Annotated in this window: 20 protein-coding genes; 12 read left to right on the forward strand and 8 right to left on the reverse strand. The window is 66.6% G+C overall.

The window, feature by feature from the left end:
• Positions 1–60: 60 nt before the first annotated feature.
• Complete coding sequence (locus N4261_RS07105) at positions 61–957, reverse strand: LysR family transcriptional regulator (RefSeq protein ID WP_261759495.1); 897 nt, start codon at positions 955–957, stop codon at positions 61–63.
• A 225-nt stretch (positions 958–1182) separates the two neighbouring features.
• On the opposite strand from N4261_RS07105, the gene lysA reads away from it, so the two are divergent.
• The 5 genes from lysA (at position 1183) to N4261_RS07130 (ending at position 7250) form a co-directional block, all read left to right on the forward strand.
• Positions 1183–2445, forward strand: coding sequence for a diaminopimelate decarboxylase (lysA, locus tag N4261_RS07110; RefSeq protein WP_261759496.1), 1263 nt, complete (start codon positions 1183–1185; stop codon positions 2443–2445).
• Between the two features lie 809 nt (positions 2446–3254).
• Complete coding sequence (ahpC, locus tag N4261_RS07115; RefSeq protein ID WP_261759497.1) at positions 3255–3818, forward strand: alkyl hydroperoxide reductase subunit C; 564 nt, start codon at positions 3255–3257, stop codon at positions 3816–3818.
• Between the two features lie 171 nt (positions 3819–3989).
• Entirely contained in the window at positions 3990–5543 is a 1554-nt protein-coding gene (gene ahpF / locus N4261_RS07120) for an alkyl hydroperoxide reductase subunit F (RefSeq protein WP_261759498.1), read from the forward strand.
• Positions 5544–5835: 292 nt separating this feature from the next.
• A complete protein-coding gene (locus N4261_RS07125) occupies positions 5836–6105 on the forward strand; it encodes a MoaD/ThiS family protein (RefSeq protein WP_261759499.1) in 270 nt (89 codons plus the stop codon).
• 65 nt (positions 6106–6170) lie between these two features.
• Complete coding sequence (locus N4261_RS07130; protein WP_261759500.1) at positions 6171–7250, forward strand: WD40/YVTN/BNR-like repeat-containing protein; 1080 nt, start codon at positions 6171–6173, stop codon at positions 7248–7250.
• A gap of 14 nt (positions 7251–7264) precedes the next feature.
• Here N4261_RS07130 and N4261_RS07135 read toward each other — a convergent pair whose 3' ends face one another.
• Positions 7265–8146 carry a pseudouridine synthase gene (locus tag N4261_RS07135; protein ID WP_261759501.1) on the reverse strand — a complete coding sequence of 294 codons (882 nt, stop codon included), beginning with the start codon at positions 8144–8146 and terminating at the stop codon, positions 7265–7267.
• A 23-nt stretch (positions 8147–8169) separates the two neighbouring features.
• Entirely contained in the window at positions 8170–8556 is a 387-nt protein-coding gene (locus N4261_RS07140) for a YchJ family protein (protein ID WP_261760636.1), read from the reverse strand.
• A gap of 127 nt (positions 8557–8683) precedes the next feature.
• Here N4261_RS07140 and N4261_RS07145 point away from each other — a divergent pair, with 127 nt between their 5' ends.
• Together N4261_RS07145 and N4261_RS07150 are read left to right on the forward strand one after the other, a co-directional pair.
• Positions 8684–11110 (forward strand): UvrD-helicase domain-containing protein, encoded by a 2427-nt coding sequence (locus N4261_RS07145; protein ID WP_261759502.1) that lies wholly within the window; start codon positions 8684–8686, stop codon positions 11108–11110.
• A gap of 313 nt (positions 11111–11423) precedes the next feature.
• Entirely contained in the window at positions 11424–11714 is a 291-nt protein-coding gene (locus N4261_RS07150) for a helix-turn-helix transcriptional regulator (RefSeq protein WP_261759503.1), read from the forward strand.
• Between the two features lie 243 nt (positions 11715–11957).
• On the opposite strand, the gene N4261_RS07155 is transcribed toward N4261_RS07150, so the two are convergent.
• The 4 genes from N4261_RS07155 to N4261_RS07170 form a co-directional block, all read right to left on the reverse strand.
• Positions 11958–14189, reverse strand: coding sequence for a PhoX family protein (locus N4261_RS07155; protein WP_261760637.1), 2232 nt, complete (start codon positions 14187–14189; stop codon positions 11958–11960).
• Between the two features lie 87 nt (positions 14190–14276).
• Positions 14277–15329 carry a BPSS1780 family membrane protein gene (locus tag N4261_RS07160; protein ID WP_261759504.1) on the reverse strand — a complete coding sequence of 351 codons (1053 nt, stop codon included), beginning with the start codon at positions 15327–15329 and terminating at the stop codon, positions 14277–14279.
• Positions 15326–16297, reverse strand: coding sequence for a homoserine kinase (locus tag N4261_RS07165; protein WP_261759505.1), 972 nt, complete (start codon positions 16295–16297; stop codon positions 15326–15328). The genes N4261_RS07160 and N4261_RS07165 overlap by 4 nt, the downstream gene beginning before the upstream one ends.
• A 99-nt stretch (positions 16298–16396) precedes the next feature.
• Positions 16397–16732 (reverse strand): hypothetical protein, encoded by a 336-nt coding sequence (locus N4261_RS07170; protein WP_261759506.1) that lies wholly within the window; start codon positions 16730–16732, stop codon positions 16397–16399.
• 103 nt (positions 16733–16835) lie between these two features.
• On the opposite strand from N4261_RS07170, the gene polA reads away from it, so the two are divergent.
• Entirely contained in the window at positions 16836–19613 is a 2778-nt protein-coding gene (polA, locus tag N4261_RS07175; protein ID WP_261759507.1) for a DNA polymerase I, read from the forward strand.
• Positions 19614–20579: 966 nt separating this feature from the next.
• Here polA and N4261_RS07180 read toward each other — a convergent pair.
• On the reverse strand, positions 20580–20990 hold the full coding sequence (locus tag N4261_RS07180; protein WP_261759508.1) for a response regulator: 411 nt from the start codon (positions 20988–20990) through the stop codon (positions 20580–20582).
• 286 nt (positions 20991–21276) lie between these two features.
• On the opposite strand from N4261_RS07180, the gene N4261_RS07185 reads away from it, so the two are divergent.
• The 4 genes from N4261_RS07185 (at position 21277) to N4261_RS07200 (ending at position 25320) form a co-directional block, all read left to right on the forward strand.
• The gene (locus N4261_RS07185; RefSeq protein WP_261759509.1) at positions 21277–22536 is read left to right on the forward strand and encodes a lipoprotein-releasing ABC transporter permease subunit; all 1260 of its coding nucleotides are present in this window, start codon (positions 21277–21279) and stop codon (positions 22534–22536) included.
• Positions 22529–23311, forward strand: coding sequence for an ABC transporter ATP-binding protein (locus N4261_RS07190; RefSeq protein ID WP_261759510.1), 783 nt, complete (start codon positions 22529–22531; stop codon positions 23309–23311). The genes N4261_RS07185 and N4261_RS07190 overlap by 8 nt, the downstream gene beginning before the upstream one ends.
• Positions 23312–23423: 112 nt before the next feature.
• A complete protein-coding gene (gene purU, locus N4261_RS07195; protein WP_261759511.1) occupies positions 23424–24365 on the forward strand; it encodes a formyltetrahydrofolate deformylase in 942 nt (313 codons plus the stop codon).
• A 31-nt stretch (positions 24366–24396) separates the two neighbouring features.
• Entirely contained in the window at positions 24397–25320 is a 924-nt protein-coding gene (locus N4261_RS07200; protein ID WP_261759512.1) for a TatD family hydrolase, read from the forward strand.
• Positions 25321–25417: the final 97 nt, after the last annotated feature.

The following is a 25417-nucleotide window of genomic DNA, read 5'->3' on the forward strand; positions in this document are numbered from 1 at the left end:
TCGCGTCGCGTCGCATCGCATCGCATCGCATCCGCCTGGCCTGGCCTGGCCTCGCTTCTGTCAGGCTTGGACGGCGGTGAGTGCCTGCTTCACTGCGACGATGAAGTCGTCGACCAAGGCATGTCGGGGGCGATGCAAGGGACGCAGCGCCTGGATCCGAAACGGCACCGACACCGAAAACGGCCTGATCTGAAGCTGCGGTCCGGCGCAGGCCCAGGCCGTCAGCGGGTTCACCAGCGCCACGCCCAAGCCCTGTTGCACCAACGCGCAGACCGCGATTGCGCTGTGGGTCTCTGTCTGCAATCGGCGTTGAACGCCGGCTGCCGCGAAGATGGCATCGAACTGCCGGCGATAGGGATCCTCGGCCGACAGGCTCACAAAGCGTTCCCCTTCGAAATCACGCGGTTCCAGCACCGCCTTCGCGGACAGCCGATGCCCAGCCGGGAGCACGCAGACTTCATCGAGCGCCACCAGCGTTTCGCTCTGGGTGCCCGGCACGGCGGCGCTGACTTCGCTCAAGCCGAGGTCGAAACGCTGCGCCGCCATCCATTCCTCCAGCAGCGGTGATTCCTGCGGCGTCAGTGACAGGCGGGCTTCGGGATGCCGGGTCAGCCAGCGCTGACTTGCTGCCGGAAGCAGCGCGTGCGCCAGGGCGGGTAGCGTGAGCACCTGCAGGCGCTCATCTTGCGCACGGCCCAGGGATTGGGCTCTCGCGACGACTTGATCCAGCCCGTGATAGGCCCGCTGGACCTCGTCGAACAATGCGAGCGCGCGGGACGTCGGTCGCAAGCGGCCGGCGGACCGTTCAAACAGCGCGTAGCCCAGCAAAGATTCCATCCGAGCCAGCTCCCGGCTCACGGTGGGCTGTGAGGTGAACAGCAACTGCGCGGCGCCGGTGACGCTTCCCGCCGTCATCACGGCGCGGAACACTTCTATGTGGCGATGGGTGAGGGACATGGGTCGCGCTGATCGAGCAGAAGAAGTCGAAGCTCAATCACCTGAGCCGGATCGGCACGAGCATATCAATCCTGAATGCCATCGCGAAACAAAAGCATTTGATTGAATGGCATGGAGCGACGATGCTCCAGCAGGCTTCTGCATCGGTCTCCTGCCCGTCGGATCGATGGCGCTGCGGCGTCGATGCGGATCCTTCCCCAACATGCAAGCCTGCACCCCATCACCATGCCTCAAGCCCTCAGTCCCGCCCGCGCCCAGCGACTTCTGCAACTCACGGCGCGCTACGGCACGCCACTGTGGGTGTACGACGCGGCCGTGATCCGGGAACGAATCGCCGCACTCCGGGGCTTCGACACGGTGCGGTTCGCACAGAAGGCCTGTTCCAACACCCACATCCTGCGACTGATGCGGGAGCAGGGTGTGAAGGTGGATGCGGTTTCCCGCGGTGAGATCCTGCGCGCGCTGGCAGCCGGCTACACGGTCGGCCAGGGCGATGACGCGGTGCATTCGGGCATCGTCTTCACGGCGGACCTGCTGGATCGGGAGACGTTGGAGACCGTGGTGGCGCACCGGGTACCGGTCAACGCAGGGTCTATCGACATGCTGGCGCAACTGGGCGCGGTTTCTCCGGGGCACCCGGTGTGGCTGCGGCTGAATCCCGGCTTCGGGCACGGTCACAGCAACAAGACCAACACCGGCGGCGAGCACAGCAAGCACGGCATCTGGCATGAACAGTTGCCCCAGGCGTTGCAGGCCATCCGGGAGCAAGGACTGACCTTGATCGGGCTGCACATGCACATCGGCTCGGGCGTGGATTACGGGCATCTGGCGCAAGTCAGCGGCGCCATGGTCACGCTGGTCCGGCAGGTGCAGGCGGCGGGGCATGATCTGAAGGCCATCTCCGCAGGGGGCGGGTTGTCCATTCCGTATCGCGATGGCGAGGCTGGCATCGACATCGACCACTACTTCAGCCTGTGGGATGCGGCGCGGAAGGAGGCAGAGTCCGTGATCGGCCATGCGCTGGCGCTGGAGCTGGAGCCGGGGCGCTACCTGGTGGCGGAATCGGGCGTGTTGCTGGCTGAGGTGCGGGCGGTGAAGGCCCAGGGACGGCAGCACTTCGTGCTCGTCGACGCGGGCTTCAACGAACTCATGCGGCCGGCGATGTACGGCAGCTTCCATGCCATGAGCCTGATTCCCGCGGACGGCCTTTCCCGACCCTCGCAGGCCACGGTGGTGGCCGGGCCGCTGTGCGAATCCGGCGACGTCTTCACCCAGGGCGATGGGGGTGTCGTCCTCACTCGCGACCTGCCGCAGGCCCGGGTCGGCGACCTGCTGGTCATTCACGACACCGGGGCCTATGGGGCTTCCATGTCCAGCAACTACAACAGCCGTCCGCTGATTGCCGAAGTGCTGATCGATGGTGACGAGGACCGACTGATCCGCCGCCGCCAAAGCGTCGACGATCTGCTGGCGCTCGAGCGCTTTTAAGGACTGCCTGCCGAATCTGATACGGATGACGTGGCGGGTCCCACCCGCCCATACCCATCGGCTCACCATCGAGCCCATGGAATGCCGCGCCATGGCCCGTGGGTGGCGGCGCTTGGCCGTCTCAGGTGCTCGGGGTGCCGCGTCCCATCTTCCATTTCAGACCCCACCTTCAACTTCCAGCTTCTGTCTCCCATCTCCCATTTCCCATCTTCGATCTCCGGCGATCCGTCATCCGTCATCCGACCACGGACATTTGTGATGAGTGGGAGTGGTGGCTGGGGGTTGAAGGTGCTGGATGGGGGTATATCGGATCAGGGGGACCGGGGCCCCGTTTGCGGAGGTATCAGGAATGAATTCGGCGGACGTTAGTCCGACGAAGAAGGGACACGGAGCAAACGGGGCCCCGGTCCCCCTGATCGTGCTGGGTGGTGTGGTGGCCGGGTGCCTGATCGTGCTGGGCGGTGGGGTGGCCGGGTGCCTGATCGTGCTGAGTGGTGCGGTGGCCGGGTGCTTGATCGTGCTGGTCGGTGGTGTGGCCCGTTGCCTGATCGCGCTGGTTGGCGGGATGGCTGGGTGCCTGATCGTGCGAGGTCGTGTCGTGCCTGGGGCTCTACGACTGGCGCTGGCGACGGACGGCTTGAAATCCCGCCCCGCATGATCTATCAACGTTGTCTATCGACCAAATGACAGTCGATAGTTCCGATCAATAGCCAATGGCAATAAGCCTCATTGGGGAATTCAAAGCCGCCAGTGGGGGGATGCTCCTATGATCCAACTCATCCCATCCACCCTTACAGCGAGACGAAAACATGTCCCTGATCAACACCCAAGTTCAGCCCTTCAAGACGCAAGCCTTCCACAACGGGAAGTTCATTGACGTGACTGAAGAGTCGCTGAAGGGCAAGTGGTCCGTGCTGATTTTCATGCCGGCCGCCTTCACCTTCAACTGCCCGACTGAAGTCGAAGACGCCGCTGACAACTACGCCGAGTTCCAGAAGCTGGGTGCTGAGGTCTACATTGTGACCACCGACACGCACTTCTCGCACAAGGTGTGGCACGAGACCTCGCCGGCTGTGGGCAAGGCCAAGTTCCCGCTGGTCGGCGACCCGACCCACGCCCTGACCAACGCGTTCGGCGTGCACATTCCGGAAGAAGGCCTGGCCCTGCGCGGTACCTTCGTGATCAATCCGGACGGCGTGATCAAGACCCTGGAAATCCACGACAACGCCATCGCCCGTGACGTGACCGAAACCCTGCGCAAGCTCAAGGCTGCCCAGTATGTCGCCAGCCACCCCGGTCAAGTTTGCCCGGCCAAGTGGAAGGAAGGCGAGAAGACCATCGCTCCGTCGCTGGACCTGGTCGGCAAGATCTAAATCCGTTTGACCGGTTGAGGATGTTCCTCACCCATTGCATGCCAATGCATCACCCGCGGGCCCCGTCGGCCTGCGGGTGGGAATCTGGCCGCCCTGACGTCGTTCAGTCGGATCGTCGTGATCCAGGGAGGCCGGTTCTCAAAGTCGCTTAATCTAAGAAAGGAAGTAACGATGTTGGACGACAACCTCAAGGCGCAGCTCAAGGCCTATCTGGAGCGGGTGACGCTGCCGTTCGAGATCGAGGCTTCGCTGAGTGACTCTGAGAGCTCCGCAGAGCTCAAGCAGCTGCTGCAGGACGTCGCATCGATGTCCGACAAGATCACGCTGAAGCTCGACGGCGCCGATGCCCGTCGCCCGTCCTTCAGCCTCAAGCGCACCGGCACCGAGCAGAGCCTGCGCTTCGCCGGCATCCCGCTGGGCCACGAGTTCACCTCGCTGGTGCTGGCGCTGTTGTGGACCGGTGGTCATCCGCCGAAGGTCGAGCCATCGACGATCGACCAGATCAAGGGCCTGGACGGCGACTATGCCTTCGAGGTCTACATGTCCCTGTCCTGCCACAACTGTCCGGACGTGGTGCAGGCGCTGTCGCTGATGTCGGTGCTCAATCCCCGTGTGAAGACGGTGATCATCGACGGCGCGCTGTTCCAGGACGAAGTCAACGCCCGCGAAATCATGGCGGTGCCGACGGTCTATCTGAACGGCACCGAGTTCGGCTCGGGCCGCATGACGGCTGAAGAGATCGTCGCCAAGCTCGACACCGGCGCTGCCGCCAAGGACGCCGAGAAGCTCTCCGCCAAGGAAGCGTTCGACGTGCTGGTGGTCGGCGGCGGTCCTGCCGGCGCGGCGGCGGCGGTTTATGCAGCGCGCAAGGGCATCCGCACTGGCGTCGCGGCGGAGCGTTTCGGCGGCCAGGTCAACGACACGCTGGCCATCGAGAACTACATCTCGGTGCTGTCGACCGACGGTCCGAAGTTCGCGATGGCGCTGGAGTCCCATGTGAAGGACTACGGTGTGGACGTCATGAACCTGCAGCGGGCCGATCAACTGGTGCCTGCGGCCACACCTGGCGGCCTGATCGAGATCCAGCTGGCCAACGGGGGATCGCTCAAGAGCAAGACGGTGATCCTGTCGACCGGCGCGCGCTGGCGCAATGTGAATGTGCCGGGCGAGGAAGAGTACAAGAACAAGGGCGTGGCCTATTGCCCGCACTGTGACGGTCCGCTCTTCAAGGGCAAGCGGGTGGCGGTGATCGGTGGTGGCAATTCCGGCGTGGAAGCGGCCATCGACCTGGCCGGCCTGGTGGCCCATGTGACCTTGCTGGAGTTCGGCGATCAACTGCGTGCTGATGCGGTGCTGGTCCGGAAGCTGGAAAGCCTGCCGAACGTCACCATCATCAAGCAGGCCCAGACCACCGAGTTCACCGGCGCCGGCGGCAAGCTCAACGGGTTGAACTACACCGATCGGGCTACGGGCGAAGCCAAGCGGATCGAGCTGGAAGGCGTGTTCGTGCAGATCGGTCTGGTGCCCAACACCGAGTGGTTGCGCGGTGTGGTGGAGCTGTCCAAGCACGGCGAGATCATTGTCGATGCCAAGGGTCAGACCTCGGTGCCCGGCGTGTTTGCCGCCGGTGATGCGACGACGGTGCCGTTCAAGCAGATCATCATCGCGGCCGGCGACGGCGCGAAGGCGGCACTCAGCGCCTTTGATCATCTGATCCGGAACTGAGCTCGTTTCGGTTCTGCCTGACCGATCCCGGGGACGCGCGGGCGCCTGATCCAGCCGCTGCGCGTCCCCCGGTCGAGGAACGGGGCAACCGCCCTGACCACCGCTCTGAACGCCGCTCAAAACGCCGCCTTGTGCGGCGTTTTTCATTTCCGCTTCCTTCCGACGGGGCAGGGCGCGTTCGGCGCGGCGTCGGGGGCCGACCTCGGAAGCCAGCGGCGCCCCGGTTTTCTGGGGCGCGCAGCCGCCGCTCGGCACTGTTCAAGGGCGCACGACCGGCGCAGGATCGCGCCTCATGGCTCACCTGGAATTCACCGCCCAGTTGCATCGCTATGTCGACACGCCCAAGCTCGACTGCGAGGCGGCGACGCTGGCGGATGCGCTCGGTCAGGCGTTTGACCTGAATCCCCGGCTGCGCGGCTACATCCTCGATGAGCAGGGGCAACTGCGGCCGCATGTGGCCGTGTTCATCGACGGTCAGCGGGCGAGGGATCGACAGACCCTGGCCGATCCCCTGTCGCCGTCTGCCCGTGTCTACGTGCTGCAGGCGCTGTCGGGCGGCTGATGCCGGGCTCACCTTATGCCAGCCAAACGCCAGCCAAACGCTGAGAGCCGTCACCGGAGACCACCATGAGCACCACTGCATGGGTAGCCACCCGCAAGGGATTGTTCGAGATGAACCAGCGGGCCGGCGATGCCTGGACCCTCGGCCGACACAGCTTTGTCGGTGATCCGGTGACCATGCTGTTGCCTGCGCCGCCGGGCGGCGGTCGCATGCTGGCCGCGTTGAACCTGGGGCACTTCGGGGTCAAGCTTCAAGGGTCGGATGACGGCGGCGTGAGCTGGCAGGAACTGCCGTCGCCTGCTTTTCCGCCGCAGCCGCCGGACGCTGAAGGTCCGGCGTGGACGGTGCGGCAGATTTGGTCCCTGGAGCGCGGCGCGGATGGTCGGATCTGGGCGGGGACGATTCCGGGCGGATTGTTTGTCAGTGGCGATGAGGGCGCGTCGTGGCGACTGGTCGATTCGCTGTGGCATCGGGCCGAGCGGCTGGGCTGGTTTGGCGGGGGTTATGACGCGCCGGGCATCCATTCAATCTGCATCGATCTGGCCGATCCGGACCGGCTGTTGCTGGGCATCTCCTGCGGCGGCGCGTGGCGCAGCGACGATGGGGGCGCCACGTGGCGCCTGAGCGCCAAGGGCATGCTTGCGGCGTTCATGCCGCCGGAGCAGGCCGGCGATGAGAACACGCAGGATCCGCATCGCATCGTCGCCTGCGAGGCCGACCCCCGGGTGCTCTGGTGCCAGCATCACAACGGTGTGTGGCGCAGTGACGATGCGGGCGCCAACTGGCAAGCGCTCGATCCGCCGATCTCAGGCTTCGGATTCGGCGTGGCGGCCCATGCGGGCGATCCGCTCACCGCCTGGTTCGTGCCCGGTGTGAAGGATGAGAAGCGCCTGCCGGTCGATGGCGCATTGGTCGTCAACCGGACGCGGGACGGCGGACGCAGCTTCGACACCTTGCGGTCCGGGCTTCCGCAACAGCATTGCTATGACCTGGTCTATCGCCATGGCCTGGTCGCCCATGAGGATGGACGGCGCCTGCTGATGGGCAGCACAACCGGCAATCTCTGGGCCACCGGAGATGCCGGCGACCACTGGCGCAGCGTCTCCCACACGCTGCCACCGATCTACGCGGTGCGTTTCGGTTGAGGCGCCGTGGCGGCTCAGGCCGTCGGGTCGTTCTGATCGTCTGCTGCGAGCAACCCGGCCCACTCCGGCCCGGGCGGCGCCTCCAGGCTGAGCGGCGCTCCGGTGACCGGATGGTTGAACTGCAGCCGATGGGCATGCAGCCACAGCCGCTGCAGGCCGAAATGCGCGGCAAGGGCCCGGTTCAGCGGCCCCTTGCCATGATTCGCGTCGCCGATGATGGGATGGGCGACATGCTTGAGATGTCGACGGATCTGATGCCGACGCCCCTGCACCGGTTCACAGGCCCATACGCTGACGCGGGTGGTGGGGAAACGGGCGTCTGTGCTCACCGGCAAGGTCAGCCGGTGCAGGCAGGACCATGCGGTTTGGGCCTCCAGATGGGGCTGTCCGGCGGACGGCAATTCCGGATCGCGCGCCAGCGGATGGTCGATGACGCCGTGTGCAGAAGCGGGCCAGCCTCGGACCAGTGCCAGGTAGCGCTTGTGGGTGAGGCGCTCTGCCAGCGCCACGCCCATCTGGCTGGCCACCTCGGCGCTCAGCGCGAACACCAGCACGCCGGAGGTGCCGCGATCCAGCCGATGCACCGGCCAGACGGGCCGCCCCAGTTGATCGCGCAGCCGTTGCAGGGCGGCGTCGTCCTCATGCGCATCCAGGGCGGTGCGATGCACCAGCAGCCCGGCCGGTTTGTCGATCACGGCCAGCGCATCGTCGAGGTAGAGCAGCTTCAATGGCGCCACCGGCGCGACGTGCACGACAGGCGCTTCATGCGCCGCATCGGTCGGCTCGGTGGAGATGTGCATGCCGACGGCGATGTCCGTGTGCGGCGACGTCGCACGATCGGCAGACGTCGACCTGGGCTGCAACTCAGCGTCGGGCGGCAAGGGCTGGCCAGTCATGGCGGAAGCGATGTGGGTCCCGGTCAACGCAGGTCGCCGTCCAGGTACAGCCAGGCCCCGGCGACACGGACGAATCGACTGGTCTCATGCAGCCGATGGGCGCGGCCACCGAGCTTGCTGCGGGCCACGAATTCGACGGTGGCGTGGTCCTCATCCTGCTGCACATGTCGCTTCACCGACAGCCCCAGCCACTGCAGGCCGGGCTCGTTCGGCGCCAGTGAGGCGGGTCGGGTGTCCGGATGCCAGGTGGCGAGCAGGTAGTCGGTCAGATCCAGCACGAAGGCGCTGTAACGGGAGCGCATCAGGGCTTCGGCCGTCGACGCGATGCGGGCGCCGTCGGCCGTGAAGGCCCGGTGCGGCACACCGCAGCAGGCGTCGTAGGAGCGGCCGCTTTCACACGGGCACGGCATGGCGGACGGCGCTTGAGCGACTCCGGTGTTGTCGCCAGCGGTGCTGGAAGGGCGGCTGGCAGGGGCCGTGCGGGTTTTTTCTGGCTTCATGGAGGCGGCATGATGCCAGCCTCTCTAGAATGGCTGGATGAATTCCCAGGATTTCGGTGCGCCCGGCGCGTCTCAAGATGACCTGTTCAGCCCGCGTTCGCCGCGCGGTCTGCTGGACAACCTCAACCCCGAGCAATATGCAGCCGTGACGCTGGGACAGGAGCCAGCATTGATCCTGGCCGGTGCCGGTTCGGGCAAGACCCGGGTGCTGACCACCCGCATCGCCTGGCTCATGAGCCAGGGCCTCACCACACCGGCCGGCGTGATGGCGGTGACCTTCACCAACAAGGCCGCCAAGGAAATGGTGACCCGGTTGTCGGCGATGCTGCCGGTCAATGTGCGCGGCATGTGGCTGGGCACCTTCCACGGTTTGTGCAACCGCTTCCTGCGGGCGCACTGGAAGCTGGCGGGCCTGCCCCAGGGTTTCCAGATCCTGGATGCGGGCGACACCGTCTCCGCCGTGAAGCGCGTCATCAAGGCGATGAAGCTGGACGAGGAACGCTTCGTCCCCAAGCAGGTCTCGTGGTTCATCGCCGGCGCCAAGGAAGACGGCATGCGGCCGCGCGACATCGATCTGCGCGATGAGCAGACCCGCAAGCTGGTCGAGATCTACCAGGCCTACGAGGACCAGTGCGAGCGCGAAGGCGTGGTGGACTTCGCCGAGCTGATGCTGCGGTCCTACGAGCTGATGCGCGACAACGCCGCCGTGCGCGAGCATTACCAGCGTCGCTTCCAGTACGTGCTGGTGGACGAGTTCCAGGACACCAACAAGCTGCAGTACGCCTGGCTGAAGATGTTCGCGCCACCCGGCAACGGGCAGGGCGTGTTCGCGGTGGGCGATGACGACCAGAGCATCTACGCCTTCCGCGGTGCGCGCGTGGGCAACATGAGCGACTTCGAGCGTGAATACCGGGTGCGCAAGGTCGTCAAGCTGGAGCAGAACTACCGCAGCTTCGGCAACATTCTGGATGCGGCCAATGCGCTGATCAGCAACAACAGCCACCGCCTGGGCAAGAACCTGCGGACCGAGGCCGGCCCGGGCGAGCCGGTGCGGGTGCATGAGGCCAATAGCGACTTCGCCGAGGCCCAGTGGCTGCTGGAGGAGGCGCAGGCGCTGCATCGGCAAGGGCTGGCGCGCAGCGAGATCGCGGTGCTCTATCGCAGCAATGCCCAATCGCGGGTGATTGAATCGGCGCTGTTCAATGCGGGCATCCCGTACCGCGTCTATGGCGGCCTGCGCTTTTTCGAGCGGGCCGAAGTCAAGCACGCGCTCGCCTATCTGCGCCTGATCGAGAACCCCAACGACGACACCAGCTTCCTGCGCGTGGTGAATTTCCCGGCGCGCGGCATCGGCGCCCGCACGGTGGAACTGCTTCAGGACGGCGCTCGCCAGAGCGGCCGATCGCTCTATCAGAGCATCGGCTCGGTGAGCGGTCGCGGCGGCGCGAGCCTGGGTGGATTCGTCGGCATGGTCGATGCCATGCGCGAAGCCACCACCGGCCTGACGCTGCGGGAGATCATCGAGCATGTGATCGAGACCTCCGGTCTGGCGGATTTCTACCGCGCCGAGAAAGAAGGCGAAGAGCGGCTGGAGAACCTGGGCGAACTGGTGAATGCCGCCGAGGCCTTCGTCACCCAGGAGGGCTTCGGCAAGGACGCGATTGCGCTGCCGGTGGATGAGCACTCCCCCGGCCAGATTGCCGACGGCTTGCCCGCGGCGATTGCGCCCGCCAATCCGGCGACGCCGGATGCGGAGACCGGCGAGATCATGTCGCCGCTGGCTGCCTTCCTCACCCATGCCTCGCTGGAGGCTGGCGACAACCAGGCGCAGGCGGGCCAGGATGCGGTGCAGCTGATGACAGTGCACTCGGCCAAGGGCCTGGAGTTCGATGCGGTCTTCATCACCGGCCTGGAAGAGGGCCTGTTCCCGCACGAGAACTCGATGTCCGATTCGGACGGTCTGGAGGAAGAGCGCCGTCTGATGTATGTGGCGATCACCCGTGCGCGGCAGCGGCTCTACATCAGCTTCTGCCAGACGCGGATGCTGCATGGCCAGACCCGCTACAACATCAAGAGCCGCTTCATGGAGGAGCTCCCCGAGGAGACGCTGAAGTGGCTGACCCCTCGCAACCAGGGCTTCGGCTCAGGCTTTGCGCGCGACTATCAGCAAGCCTGGCAGCGCGGATCCGGGCTGAAGTCCATGGTGGGCGCGGGCCGGGTGGAACCGCCGTCCTTTGCCTCTGCGCCGGTGCCGCAGTCGATGAAGCAGTCGGCCGCACAAAAGACGGGCGACGAACATGGCGGTCTGCGGGTCGGCAAGGGCGTGTTCCACACCAAATTCGGCGAGGGCGTGCTGCTCACGCTGGAAGGCAGTGGACCGGATGCCCGCGCCCAGGTGAACTTCGGCCGCCACGGCGTGAAGTGGCTGGCGCTGAGCGTGGCCAAGCTGACGCCGATCGACTGAGCGAGAGGGCCCGGCGGCGCGTGCGCGGCGCGTCTCGCACCGCATCGCCCGCCGCATCTCCCGCCGCATCTCCCGCCGCATGCCGGGGCGCCTCTCGGGCCGATGGGCCGTGCAGTCGCCAGACGCGGTGATGACGCCGCGATGACCCCGCGATGACCCCGCGATGAGGCCCTGACAACGCCGTTTTTCAGAAACAGTTAGAGTTGGGCAGGAGCTGCGCGCGTGCATCGCCGAGATCCGGGCGTCCGCCTGGAGATCGGACTCGCGACTGGGAGGGAGGTTGCATTGAAACTTTTCAGGTTCTGGAATCTCCATGCGAACTGTTATTCCCATTGATCCCCCTCACGACCCGACGGTCCTGGATGCCGCGTCGCTTGGCGCGGCGATTCGATCGGCCCGCACCCGCCGACGCATTCCGTTGGTCGAAGCCGCCGATGCGCTGGGCATTTCCCGCCAGACGATGATCAACATCGAGAAGGGCGGCGCCGGTGTCGGGCTGCCCACCGTGCTGCGAGCGGCCCAGGAACTGGGCGTGACGCTGTTCGCCGTCCCGGCGATGGAGCGCGAGGTGGTGCGGCAAGCCATCATGGCCATCCGCGACTGAGCGGCTCTCGGCGATCGTTTCGCCGACTGGTCGACCGATATCTACAGACCCACTGACAGATCGACGGCTTGATCGCTCGATCGCCTGATGCCTGATGCCTGATGCCTTGATCGTTGGCTGGCCGATTCCCATCAATCGGTCGTCCCGGCGGCTTGGTGCGGCGGTGGGCCGGTGAGGTGATGGAACGCGCATGAAAAAGGCCCGCCATGTGGCGGGCCTTGCATGCCTCTCTGAGGACGGGCGTCAGATCCCGATGTCGCCACCGTCCTTGCGGGTAATGACGACCGTCGCGGAGCGCGGGCGCTTCTTCACCGTCTGGTCGGCTTGGTTGGCCGGCCAGTAGCTGCCGAAGGTCTTGCCGGCCCAGTCGGGCGTGCCATCTTCACCGGGATGCTGCACGTTGAAGAACAGCGTCTTGTTGTCCGGCGTCATCGCAATGCCGGTGATCTCGCATTCCTTCGGTCCGACCAGGAAGCGGCGCACCGTGTCGGCGGTCGCCTTGGCGCCGGCGATCGTGCTGGTGCCGCCCGCAGCGGTCGCCACGCCACCGTCACCCACCTTGCCCGGAACGGCGGCCAGCATCATGCAGTTGGTGACATCGGTGTAGGCGCCGTCGTCGGTCTGGATCCACAGCAGGCCACGCTTGTCGAAGTACAAGCCGTCGGGGCTGGAGAAATCGTTCACATCGGTCAGGCCGGACAGGTTCACGTCCGCAGCGGCATCGGCCTGCGCACCGAACAGGTAGATGTCCCAGTTCAGCTTGGTGACGTCAGTGGCGTTCTCGCGCCAGCGGATGATGTGGCCGTTCGGGTTGCCCTTCTGGTTGCTGGTGCCCTTGGGGTCCTCGTAGTAACGCGGGTTGGCGGCATCGGGCCGGGCCTGGCGGCCGGTCGGCGTCGCAGTCGGCGGCACGCGGTTCGAGTCGTTGTTGTTGGTCAAGGTCATGTAGACCTCGCTTGTGGTCGGATGGACCGCGCCCCACTCCGGGCGGTCCATCTTGGTCGCGCCGAGCTTGTCGGCCGCCAGGCGGCTGTGGACCAGCACGTCGCCCTGGTCGGCGAAGGCATAGGCCGTGTTGGTGGCGTCCAGGCCGTTCTTGCCGAAGGTGAGCTCCAGCCAGTCGCCGGTACCGTCCGCATTGAAGCGGGCCACGTACAGCGTGCCTTCGTCCAGGTACTTGGCGCCGGCGGTCATGCCCTTGCCCACATCAGCCGCATCCCAGACCGCCTTGGAGACGAACTTGTAGATGTACTCGTTGCGCGAGTCGTCACCCATGTAGAACACGATGGGCTTGCCCGCGACGGCGGGCGCCGGCCAGGCGCCTTCATGGTTGAAGCGGCCCAGGGCGGTGCGCTTGGCCGGTGTCGACGTGGGCGCGAACGGGTCGATCTCCACCACCCAGCCGAAGGTGTTGATGGTGTTGCGATAGTCGTCGGCCGCGGTGGCGCCGGTGATGGACGAGTTCCAGCGCGCGAACAGGTCGTCGGTGCCGGCGGTCTCCCACAGGTAGGGACTCTTGCGGTTCTGCGGCAGGCCGTAGCGGTTCAGGCCGGCGATTTCCTTGGCGCTGCGGGTGGCGTCATCGCCAGCGGCACGGCTGATCACGTTGAGAAAGTTCTCTTCGCAGGTCAGGTAGGTGCCCCACGGCGTGTAGCCGTTGGCGCAGTTGTTGTTGGTGCCGCGGGTCTGCTGGCCGGCCGCATTGAACTTGGTCGCCAGCAACGCATTGCCGCGCGCCGGGCCGGTGATGTCCATCGTGGTGGCGGAGGTCACGCGACGGTTGTAGCGCGAGCCGCGCACCATCGACCAGGCGCCGCTGGCGTTGTCGCGCTTGGTCTCGACCACGCTGATGCCGTGGGCGTAGATTTCCTTCTCGACTTCGGTCGCATTGCGAGCAGCGCCTGCCGTGCGGCCGGCCGGATGCAGCACGTAAGGCGCCACAACGTACTCGTGGTTCACCGCCAGCAGGCCGCGGTCGCCGCGGTCGGCCTGGTAGGCACCGGCTTCGGACAAACCGAAGTAGTACATGCCGTCGTGGCCGTCGCCGATGCGGCGGTTGTAGGAGTCGGGCGTCTCGGAGCCGTCGTCCTTCCAGGACTCGTCGCCGAAGTGCATCGGATCGCCGAGTGCATGCAGGATGCTGACGTTGTAGCCCTCGGCCACGGTGACCAGGTCGTTCTTGTTCTTGGCCACGGCGGTGAAGCCGAGCTTGGGCGGTGTCGCCGGTGCTGGGGCCGGTGCGGGAGCCGGGGCTGGCGCAGGGGCAGCATCGGAAGAGTCACCACCACCGCAGGCGCTCAATGCGCCGCCGCCGAGCAGTGCGACGGCGGTGGTGCTGATGCCGCCCTTGAGGGCGACACGACGGCTCAGTCGGGCCGCGAGGATGTCACTGAAGTGCGCGTTGCTCGAGGTGTTGACGATCGCTTCTTCGTCGTACTCGTTGACCTGGCTGGACTGATCGCCTGGCTGCTGCATGCTCATGGAATGGCTCCGCAAATAATGGTTGCGGGCGCATTCTGTAAACGCAGCATGTCAACGCCGTGACGACGGCGCGGCGATCGATCACTGTGCGCGCGGTGGCGTGTCGGCGGGAGTGCCCTGGGCAGGTGCAGCGGCGTGAGGATCAGTTGCTGTGCCAGTGCCAGTGCCAGTGCCGGTCGACGAGGGGGCTGTGTCGTCGTGCCCGGCTGCAGGTGCGCTGGGCGGTGGCTGCGAGGGGGCCGATGCCGATGATGCCGCATCGGTCCGCTCCATCGGCGGCATCCCCCCAGGCAGGGAGGGCGGCAGCGGCGGGTGCGGCGGCGGAATCGGCAGATCACGCGGCGCGCCGAACATGAAGCAGTCGATGAAGGTGAAATAAAGCGAGCAGTAGAACGCCGTGCCGATCACCAGCACCAGGGGCACCGAGGCGATGAACATCAGATTGGCCAGCCCCAGCAGCGCCAGCACCAGCGACACCACCATCGACGCGCCGAACACCAGTCCGATCCAGGCCAGGCCCGACATGGCAAAGGCGCCCTTGTTGCGCCAGACGCCCAGGGTGCTGGAGAACAACGCCTGCAGCACGCTCTGTCCGCCCCAGTGAATCAGGGCGGGGGCATGCCAGAAGGGGATGGAGATCAGCGTCAGCAGCACCGACTGGGTCAGCATGCTGGCCAGCAGGTTGGGGTCCAGCGCGGCGGCGGCCACGAGTTGCGGATCCGCTTTCGGGCCCGCCTGCATCGCGGTGCGGAAGCGATCGGTCGCGCCGGCGTCCACCCATTGGCTGAGCAGCATGATCAGGATGAACAACACCGCATAGGCCAGGCCCAGCAGCAACTGCGCCTTGCGGCGCTCCGGCGTGAGCTGCAGCGGCTGGGCGAAGACGGCGGCGGTCGGGGTCAGGGATTGCAGGACCTGGTGCGAAGCCAGCATGAACCCCAGCGAGATCAGCGGCAGGACGGCCAGCGCCAGCAGCGGGCCGATCACCGGCACGATGCTGACGACCCCGGGCACCACGATGGCGAGCGCGAACAGGCCCATCAGCGCGAACGGTTTGCGCTGCATCACCTTCAAGCCGTGGCGCACCCACACAAAGCCGTTGCGCGGCGGGACCGTTTGAAGATGCAGGATCATGGCAGGGACTCCAGCGCATGCCATGGCGTGGCGATGCGCTCGCGCAGGATGCGCTCGAAATGGGTGGGGTCGTGCGGCTTGAGCAGGCTGGCCTCCCGCGGCAGGTGGAAGTCCCACAGCCGCGACACCCAGAAACGCATCGCGGCGGCACGCAGCAGGCCCGGCAGCAGCCGGTGCTCCGCCCCGCTGAGCGGGCGCACGGCTTCATAGGCCGCCACGAAGGCGGCGGCGCGCTGTTCGTCGAGCCGGCCGCTGTCGAGGTCGACACACCAGTCGTTCAGGCACACGCACAGGTCGAACAGGAAGCTGTCGACGCCGGCGAAATAGAAATCGAAGAAGCCGCTGAGCTGCTCCCGGCCCGGCAGGCCTTCGAACATCACGTTGTCCCGGAACAGATCCGCATGCACCGGACCGCGCGGCAACAGCGCCGCCGCCGGGCCGAGCTGTTCCTGGAAAGCCAGCTCGCTGCGCAGCAGGTCGGCCTCCTGGGGCGAGACATGCGGCAGGACGACCGGCACCGTCTCGCGCCACCAGGCCAAGCCGCGCAGGTTGTCCTGGTGCATCGGGAAATCCTGTCCCGCCAGATGCATCCGGGCCAGTCCGGCGCCGACCTGCTCGCAATGGAACTGGTCCGGCGCGAGCTGATGGCCGCCGCGCAGCTTGTTCACCACCGCCGCGGGCTTGCCGTTGAGGCGATGCAGGATGCAGCCCTGCGCATCGGGCTGGGGCGCGGGCACCGGCAGGCCCTTGGCCGCCAGATGACGCATCAGTTCCAGATAGAAGGGCAGTTGCTCGAAGCTCAGGCGCTCGAACAGGGTCAGCACATACTCGCCGCGGGCGGTGGTGACGAAGTAGTTGGTGTTCTCGATCCCGGCGCTGATGCCCTGGAGGGACTGAAGTTCGCCCAGGGAGAGCGCGTCCAGCAGCGCCTGCGCCTGGTCGGACGTGACGTCGGTAAATACGGCCATGAACGGTGAGGGGTCAATCGAGGATCAATCGAGGGCCACAACGACGCAGGTGCGCAAGGCTGGACGGGCTGCGCGGTCGGGTCGGTGGCCGGCGGACGCTCAGAAGCTCAGCAAACGCCAGACCCGCTGACCGGCATTGCCCCGGTCGGCGCCCTGGCGGACGGGAATGTCGCGACCGGTGTCGCCGAGCAGGATCTCGTACTCGGGCGTCTTGCCGTCTTTGTTCTTGACCACAACCTTTTGAGTCAGGCCCCGCACCCGGGTTTCCTCGATCCGAACCTGATCGTCTTCCTGGACGATCCGTTCGACCTTCACGTCCGGCACGTCACGCAACTGGGCGGGCGGCTCGGGCGGTGTCTCGGCCGCCTGGGCGGACGCGCCGGCCAGGCCGGCGCCCAACAGGCTCAACAACGTGACGAGGCGGGTGATGTTCATGCCGGGATTATGCCCCTGGGGGCGGGTCGACCCGTCGCGGCCTGCATCGCGCCCGCCGCAAGATGCTGACAGGAGAGGCGCGGGCCTTTGCAACAATGGGGGGATGAGCAAACCCCTGATGCTGCTGGTCGACGGCTCCAGCTACCTTTACCGCGCTTACCACGCCATGCCGGACCTGCGGGGTCCCCAGGGCCAGCCCACTGGCGCCATCCATGGCATGGTGGCCATGCTGAAGCGGCTGCGCGAGGATGCCGGCGCCGAACATGCCGCCTGCGTGTTCGACGCGCCCGGCCCCACCTTCCGCGATGAGTGGTATCCCGACTACAAAGCCCAGCGCGCCCCCATGCCTGATGCGCTGCGCGAACAGATCGAACCCATCCACGAGGTGGTGAAGCTGCTCGGCTGGCCGGTGCTGACCGTGCCCGGCATCGAAGCGGACGACTGCATCGGCACGCTCTCGCGCGTGGCCGCCCAGGCCGGACACCAGGTGCTGATCTCCACCGGCGACAAGGACCTGGCCCAACTGGTCACGCCGGATGTGCAGCTGATCAACACCATGACCAACGAGCGCCTGGACGAGGCGGGCGTGATGACCAAGTTCGGCGTGCCGCCCGACCGGATCATTGACTACCTGACGCTGATGGGGGACACCGTCGACAACGTGCCGGGGGTGGAAAAGGTCGGTCCCAAGACCGCGGCGAAGTGGATCGCCGAACACGGCTCGCTGGATGGTGTCATCGCCAGCGCCGACAAGATCAAGGGCGTGGCCGGCGACAACCTGCGCAAGGCGCTGGATTGGCTGCCCATGGGGCGCCAGTTGGTGACGGTGAAGGTTGATTGCGACCTGTGCGTGCATGTGGCCGGCTGGCCGGCGCTGGAATCGCTGGCCTTCAATCCGGTCGACGAGGCCGGTCTGCTGGAGTTCTACCATCGCCACGGCTTCAAGACCTTGAAGCGCGAGCTGGAAAGCAAGCTTGGCGGCGCGACGCCCAAGCACGCCGCACCGGAAGCCGATCTGGGTGGTGCCCGGCCGCAGGAGCCGTATGCCGACGTGCCCACGCCGGCGATTCCGCTGGACAAGCAGTACGAGACCATTGTCGACATGGCCCGGCTGGACGCCTGGATCGAGCGGCTGAACGCCGCCGACCTGGCGGCGTTCGACACCGAGACCGATTCGCTGGATGCGATGAAGGCGCACATCGTGGGCATCAGCTTCAGCGTGAAGCCGGGCGAAGCGGCCTACATCCCGCTGCGTCACGAGGGCCCGGACGCGCCGGAACAGCTGCCGATGGACGTGGTGCTGGCCAAGCTCAAGCCGTGGCTGGAAGATCCGCTCAAGAAAAAGGTGGCCCAGAACGTCAAGTACGACACCCATGTGCTGGCCAACCACGGCATCGCGGTCCAAGGCACGGCTTACGACACCATGCTGGAAAGCTATGTGCTGGAGGCGCACCGCAGCCACGGCCTGGAAGCGCTGGCTGACCGCGTGCTCGGTCGCAAGGGTCTGAGCTACGAGGACCTGTGCGGCAAGGGCGCGCATCAGATTCCGTTTGCGCAGGTCGAGGTGGCCAAGGCCGCCGAGTACTCTTGCGAGGACTCGGAGATGTGCCTGCATGTGCACCAGATCCTGATGCCGCGCCTGGAAGCCGACCAGGGATTGCAATTCATCTACGAGAAGATCGAAATGCCGGTTTCGGCCCTGCTGGCGCGCATCGAGCGCACCGGGGTGCTGATCGACTCGGCCAAGCTTCAGACCCAGAGCGCCGAACTCGGCTTGCGCATGGTGGCAGCCGAACAGGCCGCCTACGACATCGCCGGCCAGCCTTTCAACATGGGCTCGCCCAAGCAGATTGGCGAAATCCTGTTCAACCGGCTGGGCCTGCCGGTGGTCAAGCGCACCGCGACGGGCGCGCCGTCCACCGATGAAGAAGTGCTGGAGAAGCTCTCGGCCGACTTCCCACTGCCGGCCAAGATCCTGGAATACCGCGCGCTGGCCAAGCTCAAGAGCACCTACACCGACAAGCTGCCGTTGATGGTCAACCCCGAGACCGGTCGGGTCCACACCACCTATTCCCAGGCGGTGGCGGTGACGGGGCGCCTGTCGAGCAACGAGCCCAATCTCCAGAACATCCCCATCCGCACGGCCGAGGGACGTCGCGTGCGCGAGGCCTTCATCGCGCCGCCGGGACACCACATCGTCAGTGCCGACTATTCGCAGATCGAGCTGCGCATCATGGCGCACATCAGCGAGGATCCCGGCCTGCTGCGGGCCTTCCAGGAGGGCCAGGACGTCCACCGCGCCACTGCGGCAGAGGTCTTCGGCGCCGCGCTGGACGCGGTCACGCCGGAACAGCGGCGCTATGCCAAGACCATCAACTTCGGCCTGATCTACGGGATGGGCGCCTTCGGGCTGGCGCAGTCGCTGGGCATCGAGCAGAAGTCGGCGAAGGACTACATCGACCGCTACTTCACCCGCTTCGCCGGTGTGCGTCGCTACATGGACGAGACCAAGCTGTTCGCCAAGGAAAAGGGCTACGTCGAGACCGTCTTCGGCCGCCGCCTCTGGCTGCCCGAGATCAACTCCGGCAACGGCCCACGCCGCAGCGGCGCCGAGCGCCAGGCGATCAATGCCCCGATGCAAGGCACCGCCGCTGACCTCATCAAGCTCGCCATGATCGCGGTGCAGCAGGCCCTCGATGAGCAAGGCAAGAAGACACGCGTCGTCATGCAGGTGCACGATGAACTGGTCTTCGAAGTGCCGGACGCCGAACTCGACTGGGTCAAGGCCGAGGTGCCCACCCTGATGGCAGGCGTCGCGGCACTCAAGGTGCCGCTGCTCGCCGAAGTGGGGGTGGGGGCCAACTGGGACGAGGCCCACTGAACGCGGATTCATGGGGAGCAGTTGCTTGCTCCCCGTCCCTCACGTTGGGGCGCGGGGCCACCTCTTGCGGTGGACCGAGCATCAGGGCGCGAGCCAGAGGCCGCGCTCCGTCAGGCGCTCCGCATTCCTCCGCGCGGCCTCTGACTCGCACCCTGCGAGATGGCGTGGATCTTTGCCTCCACCACAGCCTAGCTCACTACGACTCAGCACACCACACCACGCCACACCACACGCACCACACGGAGCACAGCACGTCCGGACCGGTCCAGTCCAGTCGTTCATTGAGATGGTGGCGGTCGTGCTGTCGGTGGGGTGCTCGGTGGTTCGAGTCGGAGAAGCCGGCGGCCTCGGGGAGGAATGCGAAGCGCCTGACGACACGAGGCCGCCGGCTTCTCCGGCTCCGCGCCGCGCCAACGCAGTGCGAGCGGTGGTCGGTGTGGCGTCCTCCTAAGTCCAGGCGCTGAGAGAGGTCCTGCGGTCGACCGAGCATCAGGGCGCGAGCCAGAGGCCGCGCTCCGTCAGGCGCTCCGCATTCCTCCGCGCGGCCTCTGGCCCGCACCCTGCGAGACGGCGTGGATCTTTGCCTTCACCACAGCCTAGCTCACTACGACCCAGCACACCACACCACACCACACCACGCCACGCCACGCCACACCACACGCAGCACCGCACGTCCGGACCGGTCCAGTCCAGTCGTTCATTGAGATGGTGGCGGTCGTGCTGTCGGCGGGGTGCTCGGTGGTTCGAGTCGGAGAAGCCGGCGGCCTCGGGGAGGAATGCGAAGCGCCTGACGACACGAGGCCGCCGGCTTCTCCGGCTCCGCGCCGCGCCAACGCAGTACGAGCGGTGGCCGGTGTGCGGCGCCTTCTCCGGAGACGCTCAGCTCAAGAAAGTTCCCGACGATTCCAAGCAAATCCAGAGGCAGAGAACCAGAGAACCAGAGAACCAGAGAACGAGAGAACCCGCTCAGCTCCAGAGATTGGCGATCCGCAGCCGCGCCTGCGCACCGAGTCGTGGCGCCGTGGCCAGGACGTTCAGCGCGGTCATCAGCCGATGCAGGTCGTATTGTTTGTCGTAGAAGCCGTCCGCACCGAGTTCCCCGCAGCGGGGCCCGTGCTCGGTTTCATCGCAGGCGGTGACGACATACACCGTGCCGGTGTAGCCCGCCCGGCGAAGGCGCGTCAGCACGGACTGCCCGGAGCCGCTGGTCAGCGTCAGGTCCACCAGCACCACGTCCGGCGCGCACAGGCCTACCGTCAGCACGCCCACATCTTCGTGTTCGGCCTGGCAGACCACGGTCGCGCCGGGAATGTCCTGCAGCAGTTCGGTCACCTGGCGGCGAAAGATTTCGGATCCGTCGATCAATGCGATTTTCATGGCGGCTCAACTCCCTTGAGCCAAGTCTCTCCCGCACGCCGAATGCAATCTGCCAGGGGAATTCGTCGTGCGGCGTATGCATTTGCGCACTCGGCCTGTCAGGCGATCACCTACACGCCGTGCGTCAGGCGTATCGACCGCCTTCACGTGTGACTTTCGTCCGCAAACGGGTGAATCCGACAGGTTGTCGGAGACCCGGATCCACCGCCAGTCTTACCGCCGGATGGGGGGAGGAATCGGCCGATCGGCGTCCCGGACCGCCGCTTACGGTTAGCATCCCGTCCCTATGAATTGGCCATATGAGTTGCAGGTCGGCTGGCGTTACACCCGGGCCGGGCGCGGAGGGCGACGCAACCGCTTCATCTCCTTCATTTCCGGTGTGTCGATGCTGGGCATCGCGCTGGGCGTCGCCGCCTTGATCATCGTGCTGTCGGTGATGAACGGTTTCCAGAAGGAGGTGCGCGACCGCATGTTGTCGGTGGTGGCGCATGTGGAGCTGATGAACTACACCGGTGAGGGATTGCCGGACTGGAAGGCCCTGGCCGCCCAGGCCAAGCAGAACCCCGCCGTGACCGGTGCCGCGCCGTTCGTCTCCGCCCAGGCCCTGATCGCCCGGGGCGAGGACATGCGCGGTGCGATCGTCCGTGGCGTGGATCCCGCCTATGAGCCCTCGGTGACCCCCATCGCCGCCCAACTGGCCAAGGAGGGGCTGCTCCAGCAGCTCAAGCCGGGCGAGTGGAACATGATCCTGGGCGTCGAACTGGCGCGCCAGCTGGGCGTGCAGAAGGGCGACAAGATCACCCTGGTCGCGCCCGCAGGCAAGGTGACGCCGGTGGGCGTGCTGCCCACGCTCAAGCAGTTCACCCTGGTCGGCGTGTTCCAGGCCGGTCATTACGAGTACGACAGCGGCCTGGCCCTGATCGATGTGGAGGACGCCGCCAAGCTGTTCCGCACCGTCACGCCCAGCGGCGTGCAGTTGCGCCTGCAGGATGTGCAGCGCGCCCGCGAGGTCAGCGCCGAGCTTCAGCGCACTTTGGGCCCGTCGGTCTACATCCGCGACTGGACCCGCACCAATGCCAATTGGTTCGATGCGGTGCAGGTCGAGAAGCGGATGATGGGCATCATCCTGACGCTGATCGTGGCGGTGGCCGCCTTCAACCTGGTGTCGACGCTGGTGATGACGGTGACCGACAAGCAGGCCGACATCGCCATCCTCCGCACCCTCGGCGCCAGCCCCGGCTCGATCATGGGGGTGTTCATGATCCAGGGCGCGCTGGCGGGCGTGATGGGCACGCTCGGTGGCCTCGGCCTGGGGCTGCTGGTGGCGCACAACCTCGATGTGATCGTGCCCTTTATCGAGAAGGTGCTGCACACCACCTTCCTGCCGCCCAGCATCTATGTGATCAGCAGCATGCCCAGCGACCCGCAATGGGCGGACATCATCCCGATCACGGTGATCTCGCTGCTGCTGGCCTTTGCCGCCACCATCTATCCGAGCATGCGCGCCAGTTGGGTTCAGCCCGCGGAGGCGCTGCGCTATGAATGACCAGAACGCGATGAACGCCGCTGCCGCCACCGCCACCCCTTCCGCAACACCGGCGACGACGAGCGCTCCCACCACGACCGGCCGCGCCGCGCACGGTCAGGTGGTGTTGCAGGGCCAGGGCCTGAGCAAGCGCTTCAAGGAAGGGCCGCTCAATGTGCAGGTCTTCCAGGGCCTGGACGTGACGGTGAAGGCCGGCGAGACGCTGGCCATCCTCGGCGCCTCCGGTTCCGGCAAGAGCACCTTGCTGCACCTGCTCGGTGGCTTGGACAAGCCCTCCACCGGCCGGATCGAGCTGATGGGCCGGGAACTGTCGTCGCTGGGCGAAGCCGCCCGCGGCCAATGGCGCAACCAGCATCTGGGCTTCATCTACCAGTTCCACCATCTGCTGCCGGAATTCAGCGCGCTGGACAACGTGGCCATGCCGCTGCGCATCCGCCGCATGCCGCAGGAACAGGCCCGCGCGCAGGCCGCCGAGGTGCTGACGCGGGTCGGACTGGGCCAGCGGGTGGACCATCGGCCCGGTGAGCTGTCCGGCGGCGAGCGTCAGCGCGTGGCCATTGCCCGCGCCCTGGTCACCCGACCGGCCTGTGTGCTCGCCGATGAGCCCACCGGCAACCTGGACCGCACCACCGCCGGCACCGTCTTCGATCTGATGCTGGAAATGGCCCGGGAGTCCGGCACCGCCTTCGTCATGGTCACCCATGACCAGGATCTGGCGATGCGCTGCGAGCACCAGCGCCGGCTGGTCGCCGGCACGCTGCAGACGCTGGGCTGATCCCGCCGCCCGCAGCATTCACCGGCCCGCGACCCAGGCTTGTCCGATGACGAGGCGCGGTGCCCGGTGCGGCCCGGGCGCGCGCGCAGGCCTGCTTTACGATCGGACCATCATGACCGTCCGCCACGCCCCGTCCCACGCACCTTCGGCTGCGTCCTCCGTCTCCGCGGCCACGACCGCCGCCTCCGCGGCTGCGGCCTCGCGCTTCATCCTCAAGCTCAGTTGCCCCGATCAGGCCGGCATCGTGCATGCCGTCACTGGCGTGCTGCTGGAGCAGGGCGGCAACATCCTGACCTCCGCCCAGCATGGTGATGCGGACCACCGCCGCTTCTTCATGCGCATCGAGTTCGAATGCGCCGGGTCCACTTCGGTGCACACGCTGCGCGAGGCCTTCGCGCCCTTGGCCCAGCGCCTGGCCATGGATTGGGAATTGGTCGATGCACGGCGCAAGACGCGCGTCCTGCTGCTGGTGTCCAAGCTCGGCCACTGCCTGAACGACCTGCTGTTCCGGGTGCAGACCGGCCATCTGGCGATCGAGATCCCGGCCATCGTGTCCAACCACCGGGACTTCTACCAACTCGCCGCCTCGCACGACATTCCCTTCCATCACCTGCCGCTGCTGCAGGCCGACGAGGCCCAGAAGCAGGCCCAGGAACGCAAGATCCGCGAGCTGATCGAGGAGCAGCAGATCGACCTGGTCGTGCTGGCCCGCTACATGCAGATCCTGTCGCCGCAGATGTGCGAGTTCCTGCAGGCGCGCGCGATCAACATCCATCACAGCTTCCTGCCCAGCTTCAAGGGCGCACGCCCCTACCACCAGGCACATGAGCGCGGCGTGAAGCTGATCGGCGCCACCGCGCACTATGTGACCTCCGATCTGGACGAAGGCCCGATCATCGAGCAGGACGTCGCCCGCATCGACCACAGCATGACGCCCGATCAGCTCGTGGCCATCGGGCGCGACGTGGAATGCGTCACCCTGGCCCGTGCCATCCAATGGCATGCCGAGCATCGGGTGCTGCTCAACGGCCATCGCACGGTGGTGTTCCGCTAAGCCCCGCCGCCGATAGATCGGATCGCCCTCGATGTGGATCGATACCCACTGCCACCTCGACGCCGCCGAGTTCGATGAGGACCGCGACGCCGTGGTGGCTCGCGCCCGCGCAGCAGGCGTGTCGCAGGTGGTGATTCCGGCGGTGGCGGCCTGGAACTTCGACACCGTGCGCGAGCTTGCCCATCGGCACGGCTTCGCCTATGCGCTCGGCATTCATCCGCTCTATGTGATGTCGGCGACCGACGAGGACCTGACGCGTCTGGACGAGGCGCTGCACGCACATCGCGATGATCCGCGGCTGGTCGGCATCGGCGAGATCGGGCTTGATTTCTTCGTCAAGGAACTGGACGCCGCCCGGCAGCAGCATGTCTACCTGGCGCAGCTGAAGCTGGCCAAGCGCCACAACCTGCCGGTGATCCTGCATGTGCGACGCAGCGCCGACCAGTTGCTGGCCGGCCTGCGCCGCGTCGGCCTGACGACCGGCGGCATCGGTCATGCCTTCAACGGCAGCCGGCAACAGGCGCAGGCCTTCATCGACCTGGGCTTTCGGCTGGGCTTCGGCGGCACGGTGACCTTCGACCGCTCGCTGCAGATCCGCCGGCTGGCCGCCGAACTGCCCGCCGACGCCCTGGTCACCGAGACCGACGCCCCCGACATCCCGCCCCAGTGGCTCTACAAGACCGCCGAGGAACGCGCCCAAGGCGCCACCATGCGCAACGAGCCCGCTGAACTGCCGCGCATCGGCGCCAGCTTGGCCGCGCTGCGCGGTTGGACCGAGGATGAGACCCGGGCGGTGACCCACCGCAATGCGCTCGCCGCGCTGCCCCGACTGGCGGGATTGGCCGAGCGCACGGTGCCTGACCTCGTGGCTTCCGAAGGCCTTCAGACGTCCGGCAGCGCGGGCGATCCCGCGACCGAGGTCACGCCGCCCTCGCTTGCGCCCCGCCATGCCTGAGTCGCGCGGATCCCGCCGGTCGCCGGCTGTCGATCAGACCGGATCCGGCTCCGGCACCGCCGACGCGACGATGCCCGCGGAGCACGCCGATCCCTCC

This window comes from Roseateles amylovorans, from assembly GCF_025398155.2.
GTDB classification, from domain to species: domain Bacteria; phylum Pseudomonadota; class Gammaproteobacteria; order Burkholderiales; family Burkholderiaceae_C; genus Roseateles; species Roseateles amylovorans.